This is a genomic window from Microbulbifer maximicatervae (SeqCode), assembly GCF_052467325.1.
Genome location: NZ_CP174310.1, coordinates 1,459,120 through 1,479,800, shown reverse-complemented (window position 1 = coordinate 1,479,800; position 20,681 = coordinate 1,459,120). Strand labels below are relative to the sequence as shown.

Genomic DNA, 20,681 nt, shown 5'->3' with positions numbered 1-20,681 from the left:
ATGATGACTGATGAACTCAGTTGGCTCGATAAGCCCGCACCAACCCCGGACCAGAGTGCTCGCAATGCCGCGATTGCCCGCCAGAAGCAATTGATTAAGCCGCAAGGCGCACTCGGTCGGCTCGAGAGTATTGCCGTAGATTTCGCCGGATTCCAGGGGAGGGAGCAACCCCTACTGAATAATTTGTCGGTGCGGGTATTCGGTGCTGATCACGGTATTGCAGCCCAGGGAACTTCCCGATTTCCTCAGGCAGTCACTTCTGTAATGCTAAAACTATTTTGCGAGGGCGGGGCGGCTATTAATGTGTTGAGCCGCGAGCAGAATGCTGACTTTGCCGCAATTAACCTGGGTTGTGTGGTCCCCGCTGAACACCCCGACCTGATTGATGAAGTTATAGCTCCCTCTACTGCGGATTTCTCCCAAGGTAACCCAGCTATGACCCAAGCGCAGCTGGCTCTTGCTCTTGATGCCGGTCGCCGCCAGTCTACCGATGCAGATTGTTTTATTGGCGGTGATATGGGTATTGGCAATACCACTTCCGCCGCTGCCATGTTTGCTGCCCTTTTTGAGCTAGAGGTTGGCAACATTACAGGGCGAGGAACAGGTATCGACGATGCAGTGCTCGCCCGCAAGGTGGAACTGATCGAATTTGCCTTGGAGCAGCATCGGGCAGCGCTGGGCTCGCCACTTGTTATTTTGCAAACTTTTGGTGGCTTTGAGATTGCAGCCTTAACAGGAGCGTTTGTCGCCAGTGCCCAGCGAGGTGTCCCTGTATTGGTTGATGGTTTTATGGCGACTGCTGCGGCAGCTATTGCCGGTACTATTAATCCGTCAGTGAAACCCTGGTTGCTCTACGCCCATCTCTCTGACGAGTCTGGTCACAAACTAGCCCTCGAGTGCCTGGGGGTGAAGCCATTGCTGAGCTTCAATATGCGCCTTGGCGAAGGCACAGGTGCAGTGTTGGCCATCAGTATTATCAAGCAAGCGCTGAACCTGCATAACAAAATGTTCACTTTCAGTGAGGCAGGAGTGCCAGTTGCGGATTGATCTTTTACGACACGGTGCCTGCGAAGGTGGGAATATTTTTCGCGGCCAGATTGATGTACCCCTAACCAGTGAGGGTAGGGAGCAGATGTTGCGAGGGCTTGCTGAGCTCGATGACTCCTGGAACCGGATTGTTACTTCACCCTTACAACGCTGCCAACGGTTTGCTGCTCAGCTTGCCGGAGAGAAAAAGCTACCGATAACTGAAGTTCCTGATATCCGGGAAATTGGTTTCGGGGACTGGGAGGGGCAGTCAGTCGATAAGATCTGGACTGAGCAACGAGCACTGTGTGAAGCTTGGGGGCGTGACCCGGAAAAGCACGCACCGCCGGGAGGCGAGCCCTTTCACGTATTTCGATCCAGAGTTCTTCAAGCTATTGATAATCTAGCCCAGCAATATTCGGGAGAGTCCCTGCTGCTCATTACTCACGGCGGCGTTATCAAGTTGTTGCTCGCATATGCGAATAACTGGCTTCCAGTCAAAATGATTTCACTGCAAGTTAATTACGGGTTTGCCGCATCGCTGAGATACGACTCGGACAATAAGACCTTTACCGTTTCCTACCCAGAGCAGTCAGCTTATGTTTATTGCCCGTAAGTTGTACAACCTATCCCAAGCATTTCTGTATGCGCTGGTATTTCTTACCCGGCTGCCGGTGGCGGGCTTGCTGCGGGAGGTGGACAAGGAAACGGTGAAGCGGTCGATATATTTTTACCCCCTGGTTGGAGTGGTGATTGGTGTACTGTTATCCGGAGCCGCCTACCTTCTGGCCCCTTTAGGTACTCAGTTACAAGCCGCAATACTATTGGGTTTCTGGGTGGTCCTGACAGGTGCACTACACCTCGACGGCCTTGCTGACTGTACTGATGCCTACTTTGCTGGACATAAGTGTGCCGATCCTGAAGAACAACGTCAGCATATTCTGAGGGTAATGCACGATCCCCACTGCGGCTCTATTGCGGTAGCGGCTGTTGTTGTTTTCCTACTGATAAAGTTCGCTGCAATAGCAACCCTGCTAGAGCTAATAAACCCGGTAACAAAAGATGCTTGGGTCTATCTGCCGTTAGTGCTCTCACCTATGTTAGCCAGGGCTGCGGCCCTGGCTTTAATGGGAATTTCACAATACGCACGTATTGAAGGCCATGTACCGCCCACTGGCTCCGAGCGCCGATGGGACCTATTGCCGGTAGTTGCAATCGTAATTGCTATTGGATGTTTAGCGGCGCCAATACCCATTGCCATAGGCATCGTCTGTAGTTTGATTGGCCTGGTTTTATTCTGGCGTCGCCTGTGGGATAAGGCTATTGGTGGTTATACCGGCGATTGTTTGGGCGGTTTGGTCGAGATAAGTGAGTTGTCGATATTGATTTTATGGGTGGCAGTGGTTGCCAATGTGAGTTACGGAGCTGTTTAGAAGCTCCTTAGTTATAGTCGAGTTAAAGAGATGTCTCGAAGCAGTATTGTCCGTGTTGTTTTAACCTTGAACCTGTTATTGGTGAGTAATACTTGGGCGGATGATCCCGTGCGGGTAAAAGATGCCCGTGGCCAATGGGTTGAACTGCCTGCACCAGCAGAGCGTATTGTTGCGCTAGCGCCAAATATCGTGGAGAACTTTTACAGTGCCGGGGCAGGGGATAAGCTAATCGCTGCGGTAAGCTACAGTGACTACCCCGAGCAAGCCAAGCAATTACCGGAGATAGGTAACTATAAAGCGGTAAACTATGAAAGTTTACTATTGCTAAATCCTGACTTGATTGTTGCCTGGGGATCGGGAAATGGCGATCAGATGATTAATAAACTGGAGGATCTCGGTTTTACAGTTTTCGTATCTGAATCTCACACTCTTGAAGATATCGCTGTGAATGTAAAGCGCTTCGGTAAACTTGCAGGCACAAGTGACTATGCAGATAAATCTGCCGGAGAGTGGCTTGAGCGACTGAATCAAATACAGCATAGCCATAAGGACCTGGATTCAGTCAGTGTTTTTTATCAGGTTTGGAATGAGCCTCTGCAAACACTTAATGGCGACCACCTGATTAGCGATGTTATTCAAACCTGTGGTGGCCGTAATATATTTGCCGATGCATTGGTATTAGCACCGAAGATTAGCATTGAGTCTGTACTCGATAGAGATCCGAGAGTAATTATCGCCAGCGGCATGGGAGAAGAGCGGCCAGATTGGTTGGATGCCTGGGAGGCTTACCCAAGAATTAATGCAGTTAAAGAGGGAAACCTGTTTCATGTACCACCGGATATCATTCAGCGACATACTTTTCGGGTGTTGGATGGTATGGAAATGGTTTGTGATCATCTGAACAATGCACGAATGAAGGTTGATATAGGTGCTACAGCTAAAAATGGTCTGTAATTCTCAATGACGTAGGAAAAATAAAATACTCCCAGGTGCATTAAAGTAATTTATATATAAGGCTGTGATGAAATTCAGTTTAAGGAAGGAGACGTATGCTGGAAACAGTATCGGGGATTATAGGTTTCTTGGTGATCATTGGTGGATTGCTAGCTATTCCTTTTGGGGTGGTTAAATTAACTAGTTTTGAGAAGGATAAAAAAATCGTTGGTCAATTTTTTGGCGTCATATCTCTAAAGATATAGCTGCGGGAAAAATGGCCTTTGCAAGCCCTTTCTTAGCGCTTTTTGTCTATTATGGATTCTATCATTCCTTGAAAGTTGGAGGTGATTCATCTGACACTTCAGTAACTACTTCGTGTGCTGCAATAGGGTTTTTTCTTATTTGTCATTCAGGCTTGATTGATCGTAGCTTCTTGAAGCTCCATATAGAAAATCTAAAGTTGCTGGCTGTGAGTGCAATATCTTTGGTTCTCGTTGAACTCAATGCTTCACTTTCGCTTACGACATTTGTTGGTGCTATGGCCATGATGATCTGCGCAGTAAAGTATTCTGTAGAACAGGTGATTCTGGAGGCTGAGCGAGCTAGAGCCAAAGAAGAGAGGGAATCACGTAAAATCTAGCTTAGCCCTCCTTTATGTTCAATGTCCAATAGCAGGATGTATGAAAGCAGTGATATTCAACATACAATTGATCAATATCTAATTGGCCAAGCAATAATCTGGTACGATGACACTTCGACCTTTTGCGACCCAAAGCGAATGTTGAATTACCTAAATTGCCTCAAAGTACGCTATCTCCATGCCAGAAAAGGTCGGCGTGTGGTAGATATGTTTGAGACTATCCCTATAACCTTTGGTCTCTCTACGGGTACCTCTAGCTTATGATGATCAATAAAGGATGATATGACAGATTTTTACGGTGAGCTGCTGAAAGGCTATAAGGAATCCAGATTTTTTGATTGTGTCAATATGTTAAGTGAGAACTATGGAGGGGATAAACGTATTGCTGAGGCGCTTTCCAAACTTCATAACGAAGGAAACCTTAATCTCACCGAAGAGTTTATAGGGCTTGAAAATGTCAGAGATCGCAATTTCTTTCAGGTTACCGGCATACTTTCAGATGCCTTGCCTATGGTAAATGCGCCTGTATCGGAGGTTGTAGCATGTCTCGAGCATCTGAAGAGTGAATCTGAGAATGGCAGTTATCCTGGACTGGTCATCGAAGGCTATGTTGGGTTTTGCAAGGCTAAGCAAGGGCGGGCCAAGGAGAGTGTTGACGCTGTACTAGCGCTAGAGGGAAATAGCTTTGGTTTGCTGTCGCCTGCGCTCATTGCTGGCTCCAATAAAGATAAAGACTACTTTGTCAGAAAAGCAATATCTTTACTCTTGCATGAAAATATAAAGGTGGTTTCTCAAGCCGCATTTTCTTTAGGACGCATTGACTTCAAAACTGACGATCAGCTATTGCAAAAGACTGTGTCATCACTAAGTGATTGCGCAAGCGCTATTGATGAAGATGAGGCCTTATCATCGGTGCTGAAAAGCTTGTTAACACTTAGCGTTAAACATCAAAATTTATATCCGCAGATTAAGAATGTCATAGATAGAGTACTTGATGTCGGCGATGATTTTGTTGTGGATGCCTCGGCTTATTTTTTAGCTTATGAGAGGGAAGCATACCCTGAAGGCTTGAGGGACCAGCTATTTGGTGTTTTATCACAGGTCAAAGCTAAAAATAAAGGAACCTTAGGTCTTATAGGAACTGTTCTTACGAAAATGTTGAAAACAGGCAACTATGTGGCTGTAGTGTCCTACATGGAGCAGTTATTAAGTGCTAGTGATAGTGGCTTCAGTATTGAGTCTTTTGGTCATGTGAAAGACCAATTCATTGAGAGTGAAAGTTGTCGTAATTATGTAGCCACGAAATGGTTGCTGTCTAAGAAACAAAGCTTACTTAAGGCGTTGTCGAATCTAATTGATTTTGGGGAAAAGGGCCATAAACTATCCTTAGATATTGGTCTGGTTGAAGGTCTGTCCCCCGAGGAGTTTGTTGATCTAGCTGAAAAAGCGTGTGGCTGGATTTTTACTAGTCAGGTCAGTGCTGCGAGCTTTTTACTTTCCCTACTGAAAATATGTCCCAATGATGCGGTCGATCCGATTAAAGCCATCCTTTATAACCCACTGCTAATTAGTTTCCCGGGAAGTGTTAAGGAATACTTGGTTGAGTATAAAAAAGCCCAGGAATGTGAAGACACAATTGCGGGTATCATTGATGATCTGATGGAAAAGCTAGATCAGCACAATGACGGAATAGCTTTAGCGAGACGCGTGAAAGAGCTTCGGCCGAGCACTGCTGATAGAGAAGCCTACAACCGCAATCACTCCAGACTAATGTCTGAGGCCTATGCTAATGCGCCTAAGGGTTTCCTATCATCGCTTTTTAAGACTTCCGTGTTGCTATATGGACATAAGTCAATTCACCACGTGTATCCAGGTCCAAATGGAGAAGGTAGAAAGCGCCAGGAAATGCCACTGCATAGTATTAGCCATTCGTTGGAGCTTCCATCACTAGAGCTTTATGACTCCAATGGCCTTGAATATATACTCTATGTGTTTCGCTATAGGGGGTGTGAAAAATGAAAATAATTGTTCGTGAGTACTTGGCTTCATTAAGAGAGAGGGGCGAGCTTGATTCTCTTCTACCCGATTTGTTGTCAGAAATGGGGCTGGTTGTCTTTTCAAGACCAGGTATAGGGGTGCGTCAATATGGAGTTGACGTTGGTGCATACGGAAGCTTGTTTGGTGGTGAAGAAAAGGTTTATCTATTTTCAGTTAAAGCTGGAAATATAGATAGGAAGACGTGGTCTGGAGATTCTCCCCAAGACCTGAAGCCCTCCTTGGATGAGATTATTGATGTGTATGTCCAGACGCATTTGCCTGCTGAGTATCAAGGCAAACCCGTCGAGATTTGTATTTGCTTTGGTGGTGAAGTCAGAGAAGACGTTCGCTTAAATTTATCGGCTTACCAAGCGAAAAATACGAAGGACAATATTTCATTTAGTGAGTGGGGTGGTGAAAAACTGGCGGGCTACATCGAAGACAACCTCTTAAAGGAGGAACTATTGCCAGATGATTGTAGGAGGCTCTTGCGAAAATCACTTTCCATGATTGATGAGCCGGACTCTGCGTACAAATACTTTAAGTCTTTAGTGACTGCACTGTCGGAGACTAAGGAACTTTCACCAAAAAAAACGGTGACAGCCGCACGGCAGATATATCTGTGTTTCTGGATACTGTATGCATGGTGCAGGGAAGAAGATAATTTGGAGAGCGCTTATCGTTCTGGTGAGTTGTGTTTGCTACATCTATGGGATGTCGGTAAGCCTTTTTTAGGTAAAAAAAATAAAGAATCTAGTGCCATTCAGTTGACGATTTTATATATGCAAACTTACTATCTAAATGTTTGTGAGGCATACTTTGAAGACAAAATATTGCCACATACAAAGAAAAAATATGCGTTGTCGGCTGCGGTTTCCCCAACTTGTTTTCTTGATGTAAATTTGAAGATGTTTGATCTTATAGGCCGAATGGCAATGTTCGGGATATGGGGGTATTTTTTACGTGATAGATTGCCGGGTGAAGAAGAGGATCAAGGACAGCGCAAAGAGTTAGAAGCACTTACTGGAAAAATGGATGTAAGTATAAAGGAGTTGATAAAAAATAATCCTGTGTTATTGACACCTATAAAGGATGATCAGGCAATTGATGTTTTTATAGCAATTTGGTTTTTGGCATTAAATGGCCGGAATGCCGGCTTCATCCATGAATGGTTGGATGAAATGATAAATGGAATTTCTTGGCAATTTGTAACTAATAAGAATTATCCTTGCATTTTGAATGACTATTATCAGCTGCTTGAACACCCGGTCCGAGATAAAGAGGGGTATAAAGAAGAAGTGACAGCAGGCAGTATTTTTTACCCTTATATAGCGTCCTTTGCCGCCATCTTTGGGTTTGAACGTGTGTATCAATCCATTCAGGAGTTAATAAAAAATCACTTAGAGCACTGCAATCTTCAAGTTTGGTTTCCTGACGAAGAAACAGAGGTTCAATTATATAAAAACATAAATGTACACGGAGCAACCATGTCTCATGTTGCTATTTCTTCAGGACCGGAAAAATACCTGGAAGAGCTGTTTTCGGAATGTGATGCGGCTACACATTTTGCAAGCTTGAGTGTTATCCGGGCTCAGTGGTGGCCCATTATATTTTTGGCGAGCAGGCATTACCGTATACCTGTGCCAATTCAACTGCTAAAAACCTTCTTGCCTAGTGATAAGTCACCAGAAGCTAATTCTTAGATCTAAAGAAGAAATTATATATGCCGGTATATAGGTTTCTTTTATTTTTCCCTAAGAACTATGCAATATGCGCTGGGTGACGTAAGGGCAAAATGATGCTGGCTACGCCGAGGGCAATTTTCGATGTCTGGCCTGAGAGCAGCCCAAGGTAGACGAATGGGTCAAAAGTTTGACCCGCATCGCCAAAAGAAGGCACATTGAAGAGGACATCTCTAAGCCAAATCGCACTAAACCCCAGTTCTTCCGCAAGCCGAACCTTTTCAACATGATTAAGCATTGTTGGAACTGGGTTCGTGCCGTAATTCTCTATGGGAACCACAATTCCCACCGTGAGCTTACCTGGCCTAAATACAGCGTTGTAACCGGCATTGATACTAGTAAAAGAGCCACATTGAGCTTGGTGTTGAGAGTGCACTGAGGTAGCTCCTATGCTTCTCGGATAGGAGAGGCTTGGTGGCCAAAGGTGCTAACTAGATCACTATTAGCGGCTTGGACCTGGCCATTTTTTGCGCCGCCGTTCATAAATACTCGTACATGCATCTTTTATCTCCCACAAAGCCTAGGCCAGTCATCAATCAGTGCTGGCTCGATCTATGATTCAAGACTAAATCATTGGAATCTATGTATAAACGGCGTATAAATGGAATCAGAATTCGGTTTTTGGAGATAATAAGTGGATACAAATGGGGTTCGGCTATTCGTGCTGGCCGCGGAGATGCTGAATATAAGCTCTGCGGGGCGAGGGCTTGGATTGGCTCCCTCTGTAGCCAGCGCCCGCTTGTCCAAGCTTGAAGTTCAGCTGGGGGCGGATCTTTTTCATCGATCTACCCGCAAGGTCTCACTGTCGATAGAGGGGGAGGAGTTCCTGCCTTTTGCCCGGGAGATCATCGCACAAGAGGATTCGGCATTTGCTGCGCTGGGGCGTGGAAATTCCTCCGTGAGCGGAACACTCAGGTTTGCGGCATCGAGCACTTTCGTTCAGCGCTTTATCGCGCCTATCCTGCCTGAATTCCTGGAAAGGTATCCTGGAGTCAACATAGAGCTGAAGCTCTCAGACACACAAGTCAGCCTTATCGAGGGCGGCTTTGATTTGGCACTACGCAATTATGCGGTTGAAGATAGCAGTTTAATTGGTCGGAAGCTTGCGGATGACAGGCGAGTTCTATGCGCTTCTCCCAGTTACTTGAAAAAATATGGTGTTCCCGAAAAGCCGGAAGAGCTAGTTGCACATCAGCTTTTGGCCTTTATCAATTCAAAACCCAGGAAACTCATATCTGCGAGCGATCAGACTACTTATCAATTCCCACCTTCAAACAGCAGATCTCGAGTGACTTGTGATGATGGCGCCAGCATGCGTATCGCTGCAAAAGCAGGGGTGGGAATTTGCATGAGTTCTATCTGGAATATCCAAACAGAAATTTTAGAGGGCTCCCTGGTTAGAGTGCTGCCAGAATATTATATAGATGATCAATCAGCCATTTGGCTCGTATACCCCAAGTCCAATGTTCTGACATCTAAAGTGCGAGTCTTTATTGACTACCTGATTGAGAAAATCGGAAAACCGCCAGTTTGGGAACAGTAGATTGTTGCTTCATCAAAAGGAATCCACTTCACATGGGTATGCGCAAGCTCTGTTCTGCATAGCATAGGTAGATTAATTTCGCTCCTTAAAGGGGAAGATCTCGGTGCTCAGCTAGAGGTCTTTTTTCTTTCAGGTAATAATTCACGGCTTGATGCGGCCTCCCTTTACTAACCTGGTAAGTTTTCTATCTATTATCGGTAGATTCATTTACAGGATATCTTACACGTCTAGTAGTGATACTTCAGTTGTATAAACCAACCCCTCTCAATTTAAAAGGCCAAAATCTAAGAAAATATGCCCAAAACCTAAAGGCCGCACTGCGAACTGCGTGTAGGCTTAAGTTTTAGAACAAACTGGGAATCTTTTGGATACTTTAGGTCATACGATCCACGGACTTTGATATTTTTTTAGCCTTTCCTTTGCGTATGAATTTTGTGTAAGGCATTTTTCAAGCCAAGCTTCCTAAGAATTTGGCTTTATTAATTGGATTCAAAAGATTAATTCAGTTTGTGTTCACAGATACAGACCTATAAACAAGTCAGGGTTAAGGGCGGTGAGCAAGTTCTTAACTTTGGCGTATTTGATAATAGTAGTTGGATTGGTGCTTATTTTTAGAGGCACAAAATATAGATTTAGTAGTTTTACATTCATCGTAATAAATTTCTATAAATAGCATTTATTTAGCTAATCGAAATTTATATGTAGGCTGCCCCGAAACAGGAAGTTAATACATGGACCTTATATTTAACAATGCTGCATTGCGCCAAAACCTTATAGGCTGCCCGGCTTCTCATGCAGACGCATTTAAAACTACTGCAGCATCTCACCGTTGCGTTATCATCGTTCGCGCAACAGGGCCAACGTGTACTCAATTACTTGAGCAGGGATATGATACAAAGGGATTTAGGATTCATGGGAAGTCATGCGATTGGGGGCCGATGGCTGGTTTTGTTTTACGAGACCCCCGGTTAAATAAACACGGGATGAGAAAAGCGGCCTATAACCGCGCCCAGCATCAAGAAGCATTCACTGATAACAACTCTGGCGCGGGATGGACTGCATCAACAACACCGCTTCGCTTGTATCAGGAACGGGTTGATTGGCTAATTCAGAACGGAAAGATCAATGTTACAAGAAAAACTCAAGATCGTTACGAAGGTATAGCCAGCCACCCCAGTGGCATTACTTTTCACTATTCTCTTATCAGGGTTAACACATGCTTGGGAGATATGTGGGGTGTTTATGTTGATAAGGAAAAGAGCAGACAGTCAGGTTTTATCCAGGAGCGGGGTAATATCGTTGTTCAGTATGACACTAAGTACAAAGACATGTATGAGCCGCTACTGGCGATGACCAATCCAGTGGAGCATCGTCATTTTCGAAATGAGCACCCTCTGAATGCCATTACCGGGGATTACGACTTATTTGCTATTTGGCCATTTAAGCAGGGGGCAAAGAGGTTTGATCGATATGGAGATGATCGCCGTATTCTCGGCACTGCTCAAGCTTGGTCGCAGCGCCAGCATATCGAAAATCAATTGGAGAGAAATTTCACTACCCAAGGGCAAGGCACTAAACTGGGTAATATAACTAATCGGATTTATGAAGTAAGCCAGACACTCAATTCCACAATTGGTGGCATTCGCAACCCGAGAGCTGGAGCTGGGCATTGGGGGCCATTCCCCAGAAGAAATGTACTATGGCACAGTGATGAAGCCGCACGCCCATATGTGAACGATATAGATTTACCCCTTATTGCATTTACTCCTGCTCGCAGTGAAGTGGTTATTCAAACTTTGCAGGCTTTTAGAGAATTTATCGCAATGTGTAGAATACATGGTGTCCATGTCACTTTGGCAGAGGGTTGGGCAATGAACCCTACCAATAATAAGCCCGACCGATTGGGGCAAGGGTATGGAAGATTTGTACCTCGCGACTGGCACTTTGGTCAGTGGATCGTCCCACCTTGGTACAATGCTTAATAGAGTTATTATGTCGATGTCTGTGGTTACTTGAAAAGTAGCCACTACTTCTCCGGAGGCTGGTTGTTAACAGCGTTTTTTGGAGCGGTCCTTTTAGGTAAAGTAGATGATTCTGTATATATTTGAGGTGTTCAATATACACAGAGAGAAGGTGTGCGCGGAAATAAATACATTTACCTAGGCGGCAGTCAAGTGAGGTGCTCCAATCTAGCCAAGCTCACCATAAGCTTGTGGAGCAAATCATAGAGCATCAACCTACTTGGAAGTCTGATAAGGGGTTTCTACTTCAGGTGGTAGCTCTCGTGGGATGCGCAAGGTTGTAAGGGGGGCGACGGAATAGTACTAAACTGACATCAAAGATAAAATAGGAATTTGTTCTCAATTTTTTGTGTAACTAACTTTGAGTGCTGTTAAGCCATTTAATAATTTCTTTATGTTCGACTTCTCCTATTGTATTCATGCTTGGGTGATATCTGCCAGTAATTTTAATTAACGTTACATTGTCTTTTTTCAAGTTTTCATAATCCACATAAGGAGATATTTGGTCTGAATCTGAGAGTATTAGTAGTGTTGGAACCTTGGAGGACTTTAGGAGTGGTATTATCTTCGTGTCATCCAGATTGATTTTGGCTTTCTCTAGAGCCAGAATTGCACCCTTGCGAAAGTCTTTTTCAGGGATGATTTTGCTAAGTAGTGGGTGGTCACGTTTTGCATAATTGTACACAGCTTCATCAAATGATGGCATTGGGGCCGAAAGGATAATTCCACTAATGTCTTGTCGTTGGAAAGAAATATGGGCTGCCGTTAATGCACCCATCGAATTTCCCAGAATATAAATATCCTCATCTTTAATGACGCCCTCTTTAATTAAATTGTCAATGAGGTGGTTAATATAATTGCTGTCATCCACTCCGTATTTTTTATTGCCACCTGAATCACCATGACCGAGAAGATCTGGAACAACAACCTGAAACCCAAGAAAACGGAAGTATAAAGCTGAATTGATCATAAAATCTTTGGAGGTGCGAAATCCATGCAATAAGATTACGGTACCATCGTAACTCCGCTCCATAGAGTTTCTGGTTAAATCGATTTTAACATTGTTCTCTTTGTCGCCTTCTCCATGCTTTACGGAGTACTGAAGTTTGTTATCGGTTAAAGGTGGACCATAGTAATAGCTAATACAGTTCTTTTTTTGCAGTGGGCAATATTTGTCTTTTTTGAAGTCTAAGTCTTTAATTTGATCGGCAGTTATTCTGTTGTTAAAAGAATAATCTTCAGCATTGTCTATAAAGCTTGCGATCCTTTGGGAGCAAGCTGAAGTAGCTAAGCATGTTAAGGTAATGGCGAGTACTTCAATTAGAGATACTTTGGTTTTCATGGTTTTTGACTTTAGGAGGTTGCGGTAATTTACTCGCAGGATTATTCGTTTTTCTCTTGCCTTTGATATGTTCCATATAGGCAACCAGTTTCTTCTACCTGCAAACCTGCTGTGAGGGGTACTTCGTTCATAATTTAGGGCTTTTCCAACTTTTGCCCTTGTTTTGCGAAGGGAGCTTAGGAGTCTGCTGAGGTATTGTGTTTCGAACCAGCGTACGCCTAAGATGAGTACTAATTACTTGAGCCGGTTTGTACTTCTTCTAGGCTAGCGTGTGCCACTTATGTTGGGAGTCTAGGGTTTTGCCGAATAACTAAAGTGACCACTAAAGCCCTTCTTTGGTTGAGAAGGCTGTCGGCTATCCTCTAAGGCAGCATGAAAACCTCCATTCCTCAAGGTGCTACCGTGTTATATCTAGTCACAGCAAAGCGTGAGGCCGAGTATGGTGCTTACCTTTGCTTGCTGTAGTTGCGTTCCAGCATTTCCTGGCGACTTTTTTCTTCAAAGGAGAGTTCTGCAGTGGGCCTTAATAGCAGTCGCTGCAAACCGATCGGATCTCCACTTATCTCACAGTACCCGTAAGTGCCATCTTTAATCTTCTCTAATGCCCGCTGGATCTTGCGCAGAAGTAGATGCTTGCGGCCGGTAAAGCGTAGGTGTTGCTGGTTTTCTTGCTCTGCGGCCGCTCGGTCCAGGTCATCAGCTAAGGCAAGGTTCGTGGTTGCAATAGCCTGCTGTCCCTGTTCAACCTCTGCCATTAGGTCGCTTTTCAATTCCATTAGACGATGCTGGAAGAATAATAGTTGTTTTTCGTTCATATAGTCTGAGGCGGGCATCCCCAGCAGTTCTTGCTCACTGATTTTTGGCATTCCATGAATCCCCTGTTCCATAGCTCACGTTGACTTGAAATATTAAATTGATGATATAACATATCATCATGTTGGCTGAAGTGTATGTGGTTGTCTTGGGTTCTCGTAGATTAAAAGGATTGTTGTGAGAGATACTTTAGGAATTTTGGCTTCTGGGCTTTGCTTGCTGCACTGTCTTTTGACTCCTTTGTTACCGGTATTGGGAGGTTTGGGGATACTGGGTGCTTTACAAGAGGACCAGTTTCTCCACTTGCTGTTGCTTGTACCCGTGGTAATTCTGGCCTTGGCCAGCTTCCCAGCCTCTTGCCGACGCCATCAGCGCTACGCGGTAATGATTGTTGGTTTCTCCGGGGCATTGCTATTGGTTGGTGCGCTATATATCGAGGGGGTATGGGAGCTAGTTGCCAGTGTTCTTGGTGCAGGCTTATTGATTGTTGCCCATTGGGTAAATCAGCGCTTGATTTATCGGGACGCTCTTGTCGAATAGGTGAAGATCATGAGGCTTGCAGGAGCATTGTTCGTTGTGTTTTTTTGGGCTGGCCCGGTGGCTGCAGAGGTGGGAAGCCATGTTCACGGTAAGGCGATGATGTACCTGGTGGCCGAAGCAGACAGAATCAGTGTCGAGCTGGAGTCGCCCACAGTCGACCTGGTGGGATTTGAGCATGCGCCACGTAACGATGCTCAAGAGCGGCTGTTAGAACAGGTTGCTTTTAATCTATCCAAGCCAGACCATTTTTTGGAGTTTGTCGGTGCTCAGTGCCATCCCTTAAGTGTGGAAGTTAAGGCGCCATATAGCGCAGAAGTTACCAGTGACAACTCAGTGCACAGTGGTTTCCGTGCTAGTTACCAATTCAAGTGTGATAATCTGGCAGAGTTCAACAGTGTCATTGTTACCCTGTTTGAGAGGTTTCCCGGTATTCATGGGATTGCAGTGCAATGGATCAGCTCCGGTCGTCAGGGGGCTGAACTGCTCACTGGTAAAGACAACAAATTGCAAATGAAATAGGCTATGAAAGCATCCCAAATCAAACAGACCCTGAGTGTGGCGGAACAAACCTGTCGCAGTTCAGGTGCCCGCCTGACTGAAAAGCGTAAGAACGTTCTTACCGTGTTGTTGCGGTCAAAAACTCCGCTCTCTGCCTATGAAATAGCGGAGCATTACAATGGTGACTTTGGCGACTCAATTCCCGCCATGTCAGTCTATCGAATGCTGGACTTTCTGGCAGCAGAGAACCTGGTTCACAAACTCAATTCAGAAAACAAGTACCTGGCCTGTGCTCATATTGCCTGTGACCACAGCCACCAGACTCCACAGTTTTTAATCTGCAATCGCTGCAGCAAAGTGCGGGAAATTGGCATTAGGCCCGAAGTCATTGATGCATTGCGGGATACGGTTGAAAGTGCCGGATATCATCTCCAGACATCCCAATTGGAGCTGGATTGTGTTTGTGATGAGTGCAGCCGGGATGCAGCTTAGTGGCAGCTAGTCAGTTAATACGCGGGGTACCTGCCAACGTTATCACTGGTTTTTTGGGCGTCGGCAAGACAACGGCTATCCGGCATCTCCTGGAAAGTAAGCCCGCTGATGAGCGCTGGGCTGTTCTGGTCAATGAGTTTGGAGAAGTGGGTGTTGATGGCGCACTTTTTGAACCAGAACAGGAAGGCAATATTTATATTCGAGAGGTACCTGGCGGTTGTATGTGCTGTGCTGCTGGTTTGCCGATGCAGGTCGCTTTAAACCAGTTACTGGCTAAGGCCAGGCCCCATCGATTAATAATTGAGCCGACGGGCCTGGGGCACCCCAGAGAGGTGCTGGCGGCTTTGTCTGATGCAGTGCGCGGCGGTGTGTTGGACCTTCGCGGTACGCTAACTTTGGTCGATGCTCGCTGTATTGAAGACGACCGCTACTTACGCAGTGAGACTTTTCGGCAGCAATTAGAAGTTGCTGATCTGGTAGTGGCTAATAAGTCTGATCTCTACGGCCCCGAAGACTTGCAAAACCTTCAGCGATTTCTCTCGTTCTTAGGTGAGGGCGCTGAAAAACCGCTGCAAGTGGTGGAGCAGGGGCGTATCGAATTGGATTGGCTCCAACTGCCCTGCAGTTTTCAGGTCTCGTCGGGGAGTGACCACCACCACCCAGTAACTCAGGCGGCGGATGAGATTGAGCTATTGCCGGAGTGTGGCTATCTCCGCTCAGAGAATAGCGGAGAGGGTTACTACAGCTGTGGCTGGCGTTTTAGCCCCGAATTTATATTTGATTATGATGCGCTCTTTTCACTATTCAGTGGCACTGACGCTGAGAGAATCAAGGGGGTATTTATTACCGAGCAAGGTGTATTTGGATTTAATAAGGCTGACAAAGTGCTTACAGTTTTAGAGCTGGATGACACATTGGAAAGCCGGGTAGAGGCGATTAACCAAGCGCGTTTGGATTGGGATGCAATGGAGAGCTCCTGGATCGCTGCCCTGGCGGATAACCAGGGTACCGAAACAAAAGTGTTTTACGAATCCAAATAGCTATATGGCCAGGTATTCAAATCTGGCCAGGCTTATTAGAAATTTTTGCATAAATTCGGTCATTTTTTCGCGGCCGTATTCCGTAAAGTTTTAATCTGACGTAAATCTCTGAAGTAAACCAATGAATATAAAATTACTCGGCCGCTTAACTGTGGCATGGCTTGCTATGTCCGGAACCTCGGGCAGCTTTGCCGCAGATCCCCTAAATGTAACCGGTGATAAGTTCCGCCAGCTGGAGGAACTACTGCCGACACCGAATAGCTATCGCACAGCTTCGGGAGCCCCTGGTCATGCCTATTGGCAGCAGCAGGCGGACTACGATATCAAGGTTTCATTGGATGATGATAAGCAACTGATCACTGCTTCAGAGACCATCACTTACACCAATAATTCGCCGGACACCCTGCGTTACTTGTGGGTGCAACTGGATCAAAATCGCTTCAAGCCAAATTCCTCTGGTAATTTGGCGACGCCGGTTGATATGGAAGCTATTGAACCGGACACCATTCCATTTAAGAGTTTTCGTCGTGCAGTAGTATCCGGTGAATTCCCAGGCGGATACCAGATTACTAAAGTGGCTGACACTCGGGGTAGGGAGCTTCGCCATACTATTGTCGATACCGGCATGCGAATTGACTTGCCCCAGCCTCTGGCCTCAGGTTCCAGAGTGAGTTTCCAGATTGGCTGGGCTTACAAGGTTATTGAGCAGAAAGCGCTGGGTGGGCGTTCCGGTTATGAATATTTTGAGCGCGACGATAACTATTTATACGAGATAGCCCAATGGTTCCCTCGTATGGCTGCATATAACGATGTTAGCGGGTGGCAAAACAAGCAGTTCCTGGGACGCGGCGAATTTGCGCTGGAGTTTGGGGATTATCGCGTTGCTATTGAAGTGCCAGCAGATCATATCGTTGCTGCAACCGGTGTTCTTCAAAATCCCAAGGATGTATTGACTTCCAAGCAGCGCGAGCGTTTGAGAAAGGCTCGAGTAGCGAGTAAGCCTGTGATGATTGTCACTAAGGATGAAGCGCTGGAGAACGAAAAGAGTCGTTCAAATAAGCGTAAAACCTGGGTATTTGAAGCTGAGAATGTACGTGACTTTTCTTGGGCTTCGTCACGTAAATTCCTGTGGGACGCACAGGGTTACAAGAAGGGTGGAACCGATACGATGGCTATGTCCTTTTACCCGGAAGAGGGGACTCCGCTATGGGATAAGTACTCGACAGAGTCCATTATTCATACAATAGATGTCTATAACCGCTACAGTTTTGACTATCCCTACCCTGTATCTATTTCAGTTAACGGCCCTGTGGGGGGAATGGAATACCCCATTATCACCTTTAATGGTCCGCGACCGGAAATAGATGAGGAGGACCGCAGCAAGCGCACTTATTCCCGTCGCACCAAGTATGGGCTTATCTCGGTGATCATTCATGAAGTAGGGCATAACTACTATCCTATGATTATCAATTCTGATGAGCGCCAGTGGACCTGGGTGGATGAGGGGCTGAATACTTTCGTACAGTTCCTGGCTGAGCAGGAATGGGAAGAGAAGTATCCATCCCGCCGTGGCGATGCACGAAAAATTGTCGAATATATGAAGAGTGAGAACCAGGTTCCGATTATGACGAATTCGGAATCCGTACTTCAGCTTGGCAACAACGCCTACGGCAAGCCGGCGGCTGCACTGAATATCCTGCGTGAATCCATTATGGGGCGTGAGTTGTTTGACTTCGCTTTCCGCGAATACGCTCAGCGCTGGAAGTTCAAGCGCCCAATGCCAGCAGATTTTTTCCGCACTATGGAAGATGCATCAGGTATGGACCTGGATTGGTTCTGGCGCGGATGGTTCTACACCACTGATAATGTCGATATCAGCCTTGATGCCGTACATCATTACACCGTTGGTACACAAAATCCTGAAGTGGAAGGGCCTTGGAAGCGCGCCCAGCATAAACGGGAACCCGAGACTATCACTGTTATTGAAAATCGCGCGAAAAAGTTGACTCGAATCGTCGATGCTAAGCCGGAGTTGGAAGACTTCTATAATACTCACGATGAGTTTGACGTTTCTAATGCGGATCGCAATAGCTACCAAAGTAAACTAGAAAATCTAGAGGACTGGGAAAAAGACATGCTCAAGGTTGAGAGTAATGTCTACGTGCTGGACTTTAGCAATATTGGTGGCTTGGTGATGCCACTGTTCCTGCGGCTGGAATATGAAGATGGGAGTGTTGAGGATTTGCGTATCCCCGCTGAAATCTGGACTCGCAATGCCAAGAAGACCTCCAAAATGCTGGTGAGGGATAAAAGCAAGGTGCTTAAGTCTGTAGTACTCGATCCCCATTGGGAAACAGCGGACGTCAATGTGGAGAACAATTTCTATCCACGTCGAATTATCAAGTCACGCCTGGAACTATTTAAGGATGAAAAACAGCGTAACTTGATGAAGGATTGGGATGAGGAGCTTGAAGAGAAAGATTAAACCATAGACAGCGGTGTAGCTCTCAGACAATTGACTTGGAGAGCTGCACTTCGAGCGTTTAACTAAAGTATCCCTCTAGAATATTTATTGTGTAGTGGTAGTAATTGATGAAAGTTTTATTTTCCTTTTTATTGATAGTCACGACCTCTGTATTCGCACTCCAGGCTAGCGCACATCGCTATCATTTTGGTTTGACCGATATCTCCGTAAATGAGCGAACTCAAACACTAGAGATTTCCCATCGTTTTTTTGTTGCTGATATTGAAAAGGCCCTATCAATAAGCGCCAGTAAGGAGTTGAATGAAGCGCAGAAACAGATGGAGAACTATGTCAATTCAAGATTCCAAATTAGCCAGGAAAATGGTGAAGTGGTGAAGCTTAATTGGGTAGGTATGGAAGCTGATGTTCATGATATCTGGATATATCAGGAAGTACCGTTGGTAGATATTTCCAGTAAAAAATTGAACGTTAAGCAATCAACGCTGATGGAAATAGAGCTGGACCAGGTGAACACTTTGAATGTCAATAATGGCAGGAGAACTCAAAGCTACACCTTAAAGCCCGGTGAGAGTAAGGTAGGGTTCACTTTATGAGCTGGAAACTTGTCAGATAGTATCTAATTCTGTAGTTGATTGAATAACTGTAGTTCAGGGTTGACCTGACAGAAGACCTTTTGAAAACCGGTAACTGTCAGATCAAATCTGAACTGATGCAGTCAAAAGCAGAATAGCTCAATAGGCTATACGTCCACTCTTGAGAAAAGTTAAATTACTTGCCCCGTTACCGGCATATATATCATGGTTGTATGGGAATTGCCGTTATGATTACTATCTTTACCAAAAAAATGAGCCATATCTAATAGCTCCCAACCGCCTGTATTTCCATCAGTAAAAACACAGTCACTTTTATTGCCTGCTCCATGACCATTTGAGGTATGAATCATTACATGTCTCATAACTCCTAAATTTGATAGAAAACCAACGAAGCAGCCCTCCGGCAAGGTCATTAAATCGTGCAGAGTATTAACTGATCGGGTTCAGGGGGTGGCTCCAAAAATTCTCTTGTAGTTATTGTTACCAGTAACATTATAGTTTTTGTTGTCCATGGTTACACTAGGGCAGTTTACACCTTTGGCACTCCAGGCACAGTAGAGCGCAGCGTCCCAGCATTGCAAACTACTTAGTTTTGTATAAAGGGAAAGCTCTGGTCCTGTCAGAGTGCCGTTCATGAAAGCGGGTTTCGCATTTCCCATCGCCTCAGCTAACAGACGCGTTCTTCTACCTGGTGTTTGCCCCTCAGGGATTAAGGTCATTAGTGGCATTTTTGTTCCTTATTTTTATGCTTAGAAGTTGTTTTCTAAATGTTAATGCACCAAATGAATCGCATTGAAGCCATGATAAATGAATGGCGGACCTAACTGTTAGAAAAAGTGCTATTTGTAATGCTGTGTTTTAGTAGGCTAATGGCAATCTCTAGATGCGACTCTTTATTTTATATTTTTTGATTAAATGGCCGCGCTTTGTGGGCGGCAAGTCGTAAAACCCTACTTGGTATCAGGGGTTTCATTTTCGTAATTTCCGTTTCAGATCTTTAGTTTGAGTAACTGTGATCTCTGGTATCAATTTCTGGATGTTATTAACGGCTTCTTGTTGCTTGTAAAGGCAGTTGAGTTGAGGTCGCTATGGTTGTTTTAGGTTGGAGTAATAGCTAGATGTAAATCTTTCTTAAATTATCCGCATCGATGGGTAGGGTGTTTGGGTTTCCTTATAAAACTATTAATCTGGAGTCACATAATTCCAGTCGAGGCTATTGTGTCCTTTGGTTTTGGTGGTTTTTGGTTGTCTCCGGGGTTATATTCCTTCACATACTTGTTTAAACCAGCTGAGTACTTTCTGGTGGTATTCTTGCCCGTATAAGAGAATAAAATTACGGGTGTGGTAGTTCTTGTTGTCCTGCAGTGCATTGATGCGCTCATCAACAAATTCTGGTGTTAGTTCGATGCCGCACTCTACCGTAATGCAATGTAGCCAAGCGTTGAAATTCTCTGGTACTACTGGCTGGGTCATAATAACTCCTAATTATTTTCTTGGTGC

Annotated in this window: 21 protein-coding genes; 16 read left to right on the top strand and 5 right to left on the bottom strand. The window is 45.1% G+C overall.

The genetic code is table 11. The features are described 5' to 3' along the window. The 8 genes from cobT (at window position 1) to ACJJIE_RS06720 (ending at window position 7,775) form a co-directional block, all read left to right on the top strand. A complete protein-coding gene (gene cobT, locus ACJJIE_RS06755) occupies window positions 1-1,047 on the top strand; it encodes a nicotinate-nucleotide--dimethylbenzimidazole phosphoribosyltransferase (protein WP_444894036.1) in 1,047 nt (348 codons plus the stop codon). Further along, the gene (locus tag ACJJIE_RS06750; RefSeq protein ID WP_444894035.1) at window positions 1,037-1,642 is read left to right on the top strand and encodes a histidine phosphatase family protein; all 606 of its coding nucleotides are present in this window, start codon (window positions 1,037-1,039) and stop codon (window positions 1,640-1,642) included. Before cobT ends, ACJJIE_RS06750 begins: the two co-directional genes overlap by 11 nt. Then, window positions 1,626-2,459 carry an adenosylcobinamide-GDP ribazoletransferase gene (gene cobS / locus ACJJIE_RS06745; RefSeq protein WP_444894034.1) on the top strand — a complete coding sequence of 278 codons (834 nt, stop codon included), beginning with the start codon at window positions 1,626-1,628 and terminating at the stop codon, window positions 2,457-2,459. Before ACJJIE_RS06750 ends, cobS begins: the two co-directional genes overlap by 17 nt. A 30-nt stretch (window positions 2,460-2,489) precedes the next feature. After that, on the top strand, window positions 2,490-3,413 hold the full coding sequence (locus ACJJIE_RS06740) for a cobalamin-binding protein (protein ID WP_444894033.1): 924 nt from the start codon (window positions 2,490-2,492) through the stop codon (window positions 3,411-3,413). Window positions 3,414-3,508: 95 nt separating this feature from the next. After that, entirely contained in the window at window positions 3,509-3,658 is a 150-nt protein-coding gene (locus tag ACJJIE_RS06735; protein ID WP_444894032.1) for a hypothetical protein, read from the top strand. A gap of 11 nt (window positions 3,659-3,669) precedes the next feature. Then, the gene (locus tag ACJJIE_RS06730) at window positions 3,670-4,035 is read left to right on the top strand and encodes a hypothetical protein (protein WP_444894031.1); all 366 of its coding nucleotides are present in this window, start codon (window positions 3,670-3,672) and stop codon (window positions 4,033-4,035) included. A gap of 282 nt (window positions 4,036-4,317) precedes the next feature. Continuing rightward, window positions 4,318-6,054, top strand: a complete 1,737-nt coding sequence (locus ACJJIE_RS06725) for a hypothetical protein (protein ID WP_444894030.1) — start codon at window positions 4,318-4,320, stop codon at window positions 6,052-6,054. Beyond that, window positions 6,051-7,775, top strand: a complete 1,725-nt coding sequence (locus ACJJIE_RS06720; protein WP_444894029.1) for a hypothetical protein — start codon at window positions 6,051-6,053, stop codon at window positions 7,773-7,775. The genes ACJJIE_RS06725 and ACJJIE_RS06720 overlap by 4 nt, the downstream gene beginning before the upstream one ends. Window positions 7,776-7,833: 58 nt before the next feature. Here the strand turns inward: ACJJIE_RS06720 and ACJJIE_RS06715 are convergent, their stop codons facing one another. Then, window positions 7,834-8,190, bottom strand: a complete 357-nt coding sequence (locus tag ACJJIE_RS06715) for an LLM class flavin-dependent oxidoreductase (protein WP_444894028.1) — start codon at window positions 8,188-8,190, stop codon at window positions 7,834-7,836. A 258-nt stretch (window positions 8,191-8,448) separates the two neighbouring features. On the opposite strand from ACJJIE_RS06715, the gene ACJJIE_RS06710 reads away from it, so the two are divergent. Then, window positions 8,449-9,357: a LysR family transcriptional regulator gene (locus ACJJIE_RS06710; RefSeq protein ID WP_444894027.1), complete on the top strand. Its 909-nt coding sequence runs from the start codon at window positions 8,449-8,451 to the stop codon at window positions 9,355-9,357. 731 nt (window positions 9,358-10,088) lie between these two features. After that, window positions 10,089-11,339 carry an anthrax toxin-like adenylyl cyclase domain-containing protein gene (locus ACJJIE_RS06705; RefSeq protein WP_444894026.1) on the top strand — a complete coding sequence of 417 codons (1,251 nt, stop codon included), beginning with the start codon at window positions 10,089-10,091 and terminating at the stop codon, window positions 11,337-11,339. Window positions 11,340-11,733: 394 nt separating this feature from the next. Here ACJJIE_RS06705 and ACJJIE_RS06700 read toward each other — a convergent pair whose 3' ends face one another. Beyond that, window positions 11,734-12,720, bottom strand: a complete 987-nt coding sequence (locus tag ACJJIE_RS06700) for an alpha/beta hydrolase (protein WP_444894025.1) — start codon at window positions 12,718-12,720, stop codon at window positions 11,734-11,736. Window positions 12,721-13,166: 446 nt separating this feature from the next. Next, entirely contained in the window at window positions 13,167-13,586 is a 420-nt protein-coding gene (locus ACJJIE_RS06695; protein ID WP_444894024.1) for a TraR/DksA family transcriptional regulator, read from the bottom strand. Between the two features lie 124 nt (window positions 13,587-13,710). Between ACJJIE_RS06695 and ACJJIE_RS06690 the strand changes: the two genes are divergently transcribed. The 6 genes from ACJJIE_RS06690 to ACJJIE_RS06665 all read left to right on the top strand — a co-directional run bounded on the left by ACJJIE_RS06690 (window position 13,711) and on the right by ACJJIE_RS06665 (window position 19,181). Continuing rightward, window positions 13,711-14,073 (top strand): MerC family mercury resistance protein, encoded by a 363-nt coding sequence (locus ACJJIE_RS06690; protein ID WP_282933009.1) that lies wholly within the window; start codon window positions 13,711-13,713, stop codon window positions 14,071-14,073. Window positions 14,074-14,082: 9 nt separating this feature from the next. After that, entirely contained in the window at window positions 14,083-14,592 is a 510-nt protein-coding gene (locus ACJJIE_RS06685; protein WP_282933008.1) for a ZrgA family zinc uptake protein, read from the top strand. Window positions 14,593-14,595: 3 nt separating this feature from the next. After that, the gene (locus ACJJIE_RS06680; protein ID WP_282933007.1) at window positions 14,596-15,063 is read left to right on the top strand and encodes a Fur family transcriptional regulator; all 468 of its coding nucleotides are present in this window, start codon (window positions 14,596-14,598) and stop codon (window positions 15,061-15,063) included. After that, window positions 15,063-16,103 (top strand): CobW family GTP-binding protein, encoded by a 1,041-nt coding sequence (locus ACJJIE_RS06675; RefSeq protein WP_282933006.1) that lies wholly within the window; start codon window positions 15,063-15,065, stop codon window positions 16,101-16,103. The genes ACJJIE_RS06680 and ACJJIE_RS06675 overlap by 1 nt, the downstream gene beginning before the upstream one ends. 121 nt (window positions 16,104-16,224) lie before the next feature. After that, complete coding sequence (locus tag ACJJIE_RS06670; protein WP_444894023.1) at window positions 16,225-18,588, top strand: M1 family metallopeptidase; 2,364 nt, start codon at window positions 16,225-16,227, stop codon at window positions 18,586-18,588. Between the two features lie 107 nt (window positions 18,589-18,695). Continuing rightward, window positions 18,696-19,181, top strand: a complete 486-nt coding sequence (locus ACJJIE_RS06665; protein WP_444894022.1) for a DUF6702 family protein — start codon at window positions 18,696-18,698, stop codon at window positions 19,179-19,181. A 170-nt stretch (window positions 19,182-19,351) separates the two neighbouring features. On the opposite strand, the gene ACJJIE_RS06660 is transcribed toward ACJJIE_RS06665, so the two are convergent. After that, window positions 19,352-19,531 (bottom strand): hypothetical protein, encoded by a 180-nt coding sequence (locus ACJJIE_RS06660; protein ID WP_282933003.1) that lies wholly within the window; start codon window positions 19,529-19,531, stop codon window positions 19,352-19,354. 907 nt (window positions 19,532-20,438) lie between these two features. Continuing rightward, a complete protein-coding gene (locus ACJJIE_RS06655) occupies window positions 20,439-20,654 on the bottom strand; it encodes a hypothetical protein (protein WP_282933002.1) in 216 nt (71 codons plus the stop codon). Window positions 20,655-20,681: the final 27 nt, after the last annotated feature.

Bases quoted from the DNA above. Each gene is read 5' to 3' on its own strand.
- ACJJIE_RS06700 (WP_444894025.1), bottom strand. From the start codon at position 12,720: ATGAAAACCAAAGTATCTCTAATTGAAGTACTCGCCATTACCTTAACA.
- ACJJIE_RS06680 (WP_282933007.1), top strand. From the start codon at position 14,596: ATGAAAGCATCCCAAATCAAACAGACCCTGAGTGTGGCGGAACAAACC.
- cobS (WP_444894034.1), top strand. From the start codon at position 1,626: ATGTTTATTGCCCGTAAGTTGTACAACCTATCCCAAGCATTTCTGTAT.
- ACJJIE_RS06660 (WP_282933003.1), bottom strand. From the start codon at position 19,531: ATGATTCATACCTCAAATGGTCATGGAGCAGGCAATAAAAGTGACTGT.
- ACJJIE_RS06695 (WP_444894024.1), bottom strand. From the start codon at position 13,586: ATGCCAAAAATCAGTGAGCAAGAACTGCTGGGGATGCCCGCCTCAGAC.
- ACJJIE_RS06670 (WP_444894023.1), top strand. From the start codon at position 16,225: ATGAATATAAAATTACTCGGCCGCTTAACTGTGGCATGGCTTGCTATG.
- ACJJIE_RS06705 (WP_444894026.1), top strand. From the start codon at position 10,089: ATGGACCTTATATTTAACAATGCTGCATTGCGCCAAAACCTTATAGGC.
- cobT (WP_444894036.1), top strand. From the start codon at position 1: ATGATGACTGATGAACTCAGTTGGCTCGATAAGCCCGCACCAACCCCG.
- ACJJIE_RS06720 (WP_444894029.1), top strand. From the start codon at position 6,051: ATGAAAATAATTGTTCGTGAGTACTTGGCTTCATTAAGAGAGAGGGGC.
- ACJJIE_RS06735 (WP_444894032.1), top strand. From the start codon at position 3,509: ATGCTGGAAACAGTATCGGGGATTATAGGTTTCTTGGTGATCATTGGT.
- ACJJIE_RS06665 (WP_444894022.1), top strand. From the start codon at position 18,696: ATGAAAGTTTTATTTTCCTTTTTATTGATAGTCACGACCTCTGTATTC.
- ACJJIE_RS06725 (WP_444894030.1), top strand. From the start codon at position 4,318: ATGACAGATTTTTACGGTGAGCTGCTGAAAGGCTATAAGGAATCCAGA.
- ACJJIE_RS06740 (WP_444894033.1), top strand. From the start codon at position 2,490: ATGTCTCGAAGCAGTATTGTCCGTGTTGTTTTAACCTTGAACCTGTTA.
- ACJJIE_RS06730 (WP_444894031.1), top strand. From the start codon at position 3,670: ATGGCCTTTGCAAGCCCTTTCTTAGCGCTTTTTGTCTATTATGGATTC.
- ACJJIE_RS06655 (WP_282933002.1), bottom strand. From the start codon at position 20,654: ATGACCCAGCCAGTAGTACCAGAGAATTTCAACGCTTGGCTACATTGC.
- ACJJIE_RS06685 (WP_282933008.1), top strand. From the start codon at position 14,083: ATGAGGCTTGCAGGAGCATTGTTCGTTGTGTTTTTTTGGGCTGGCCCG.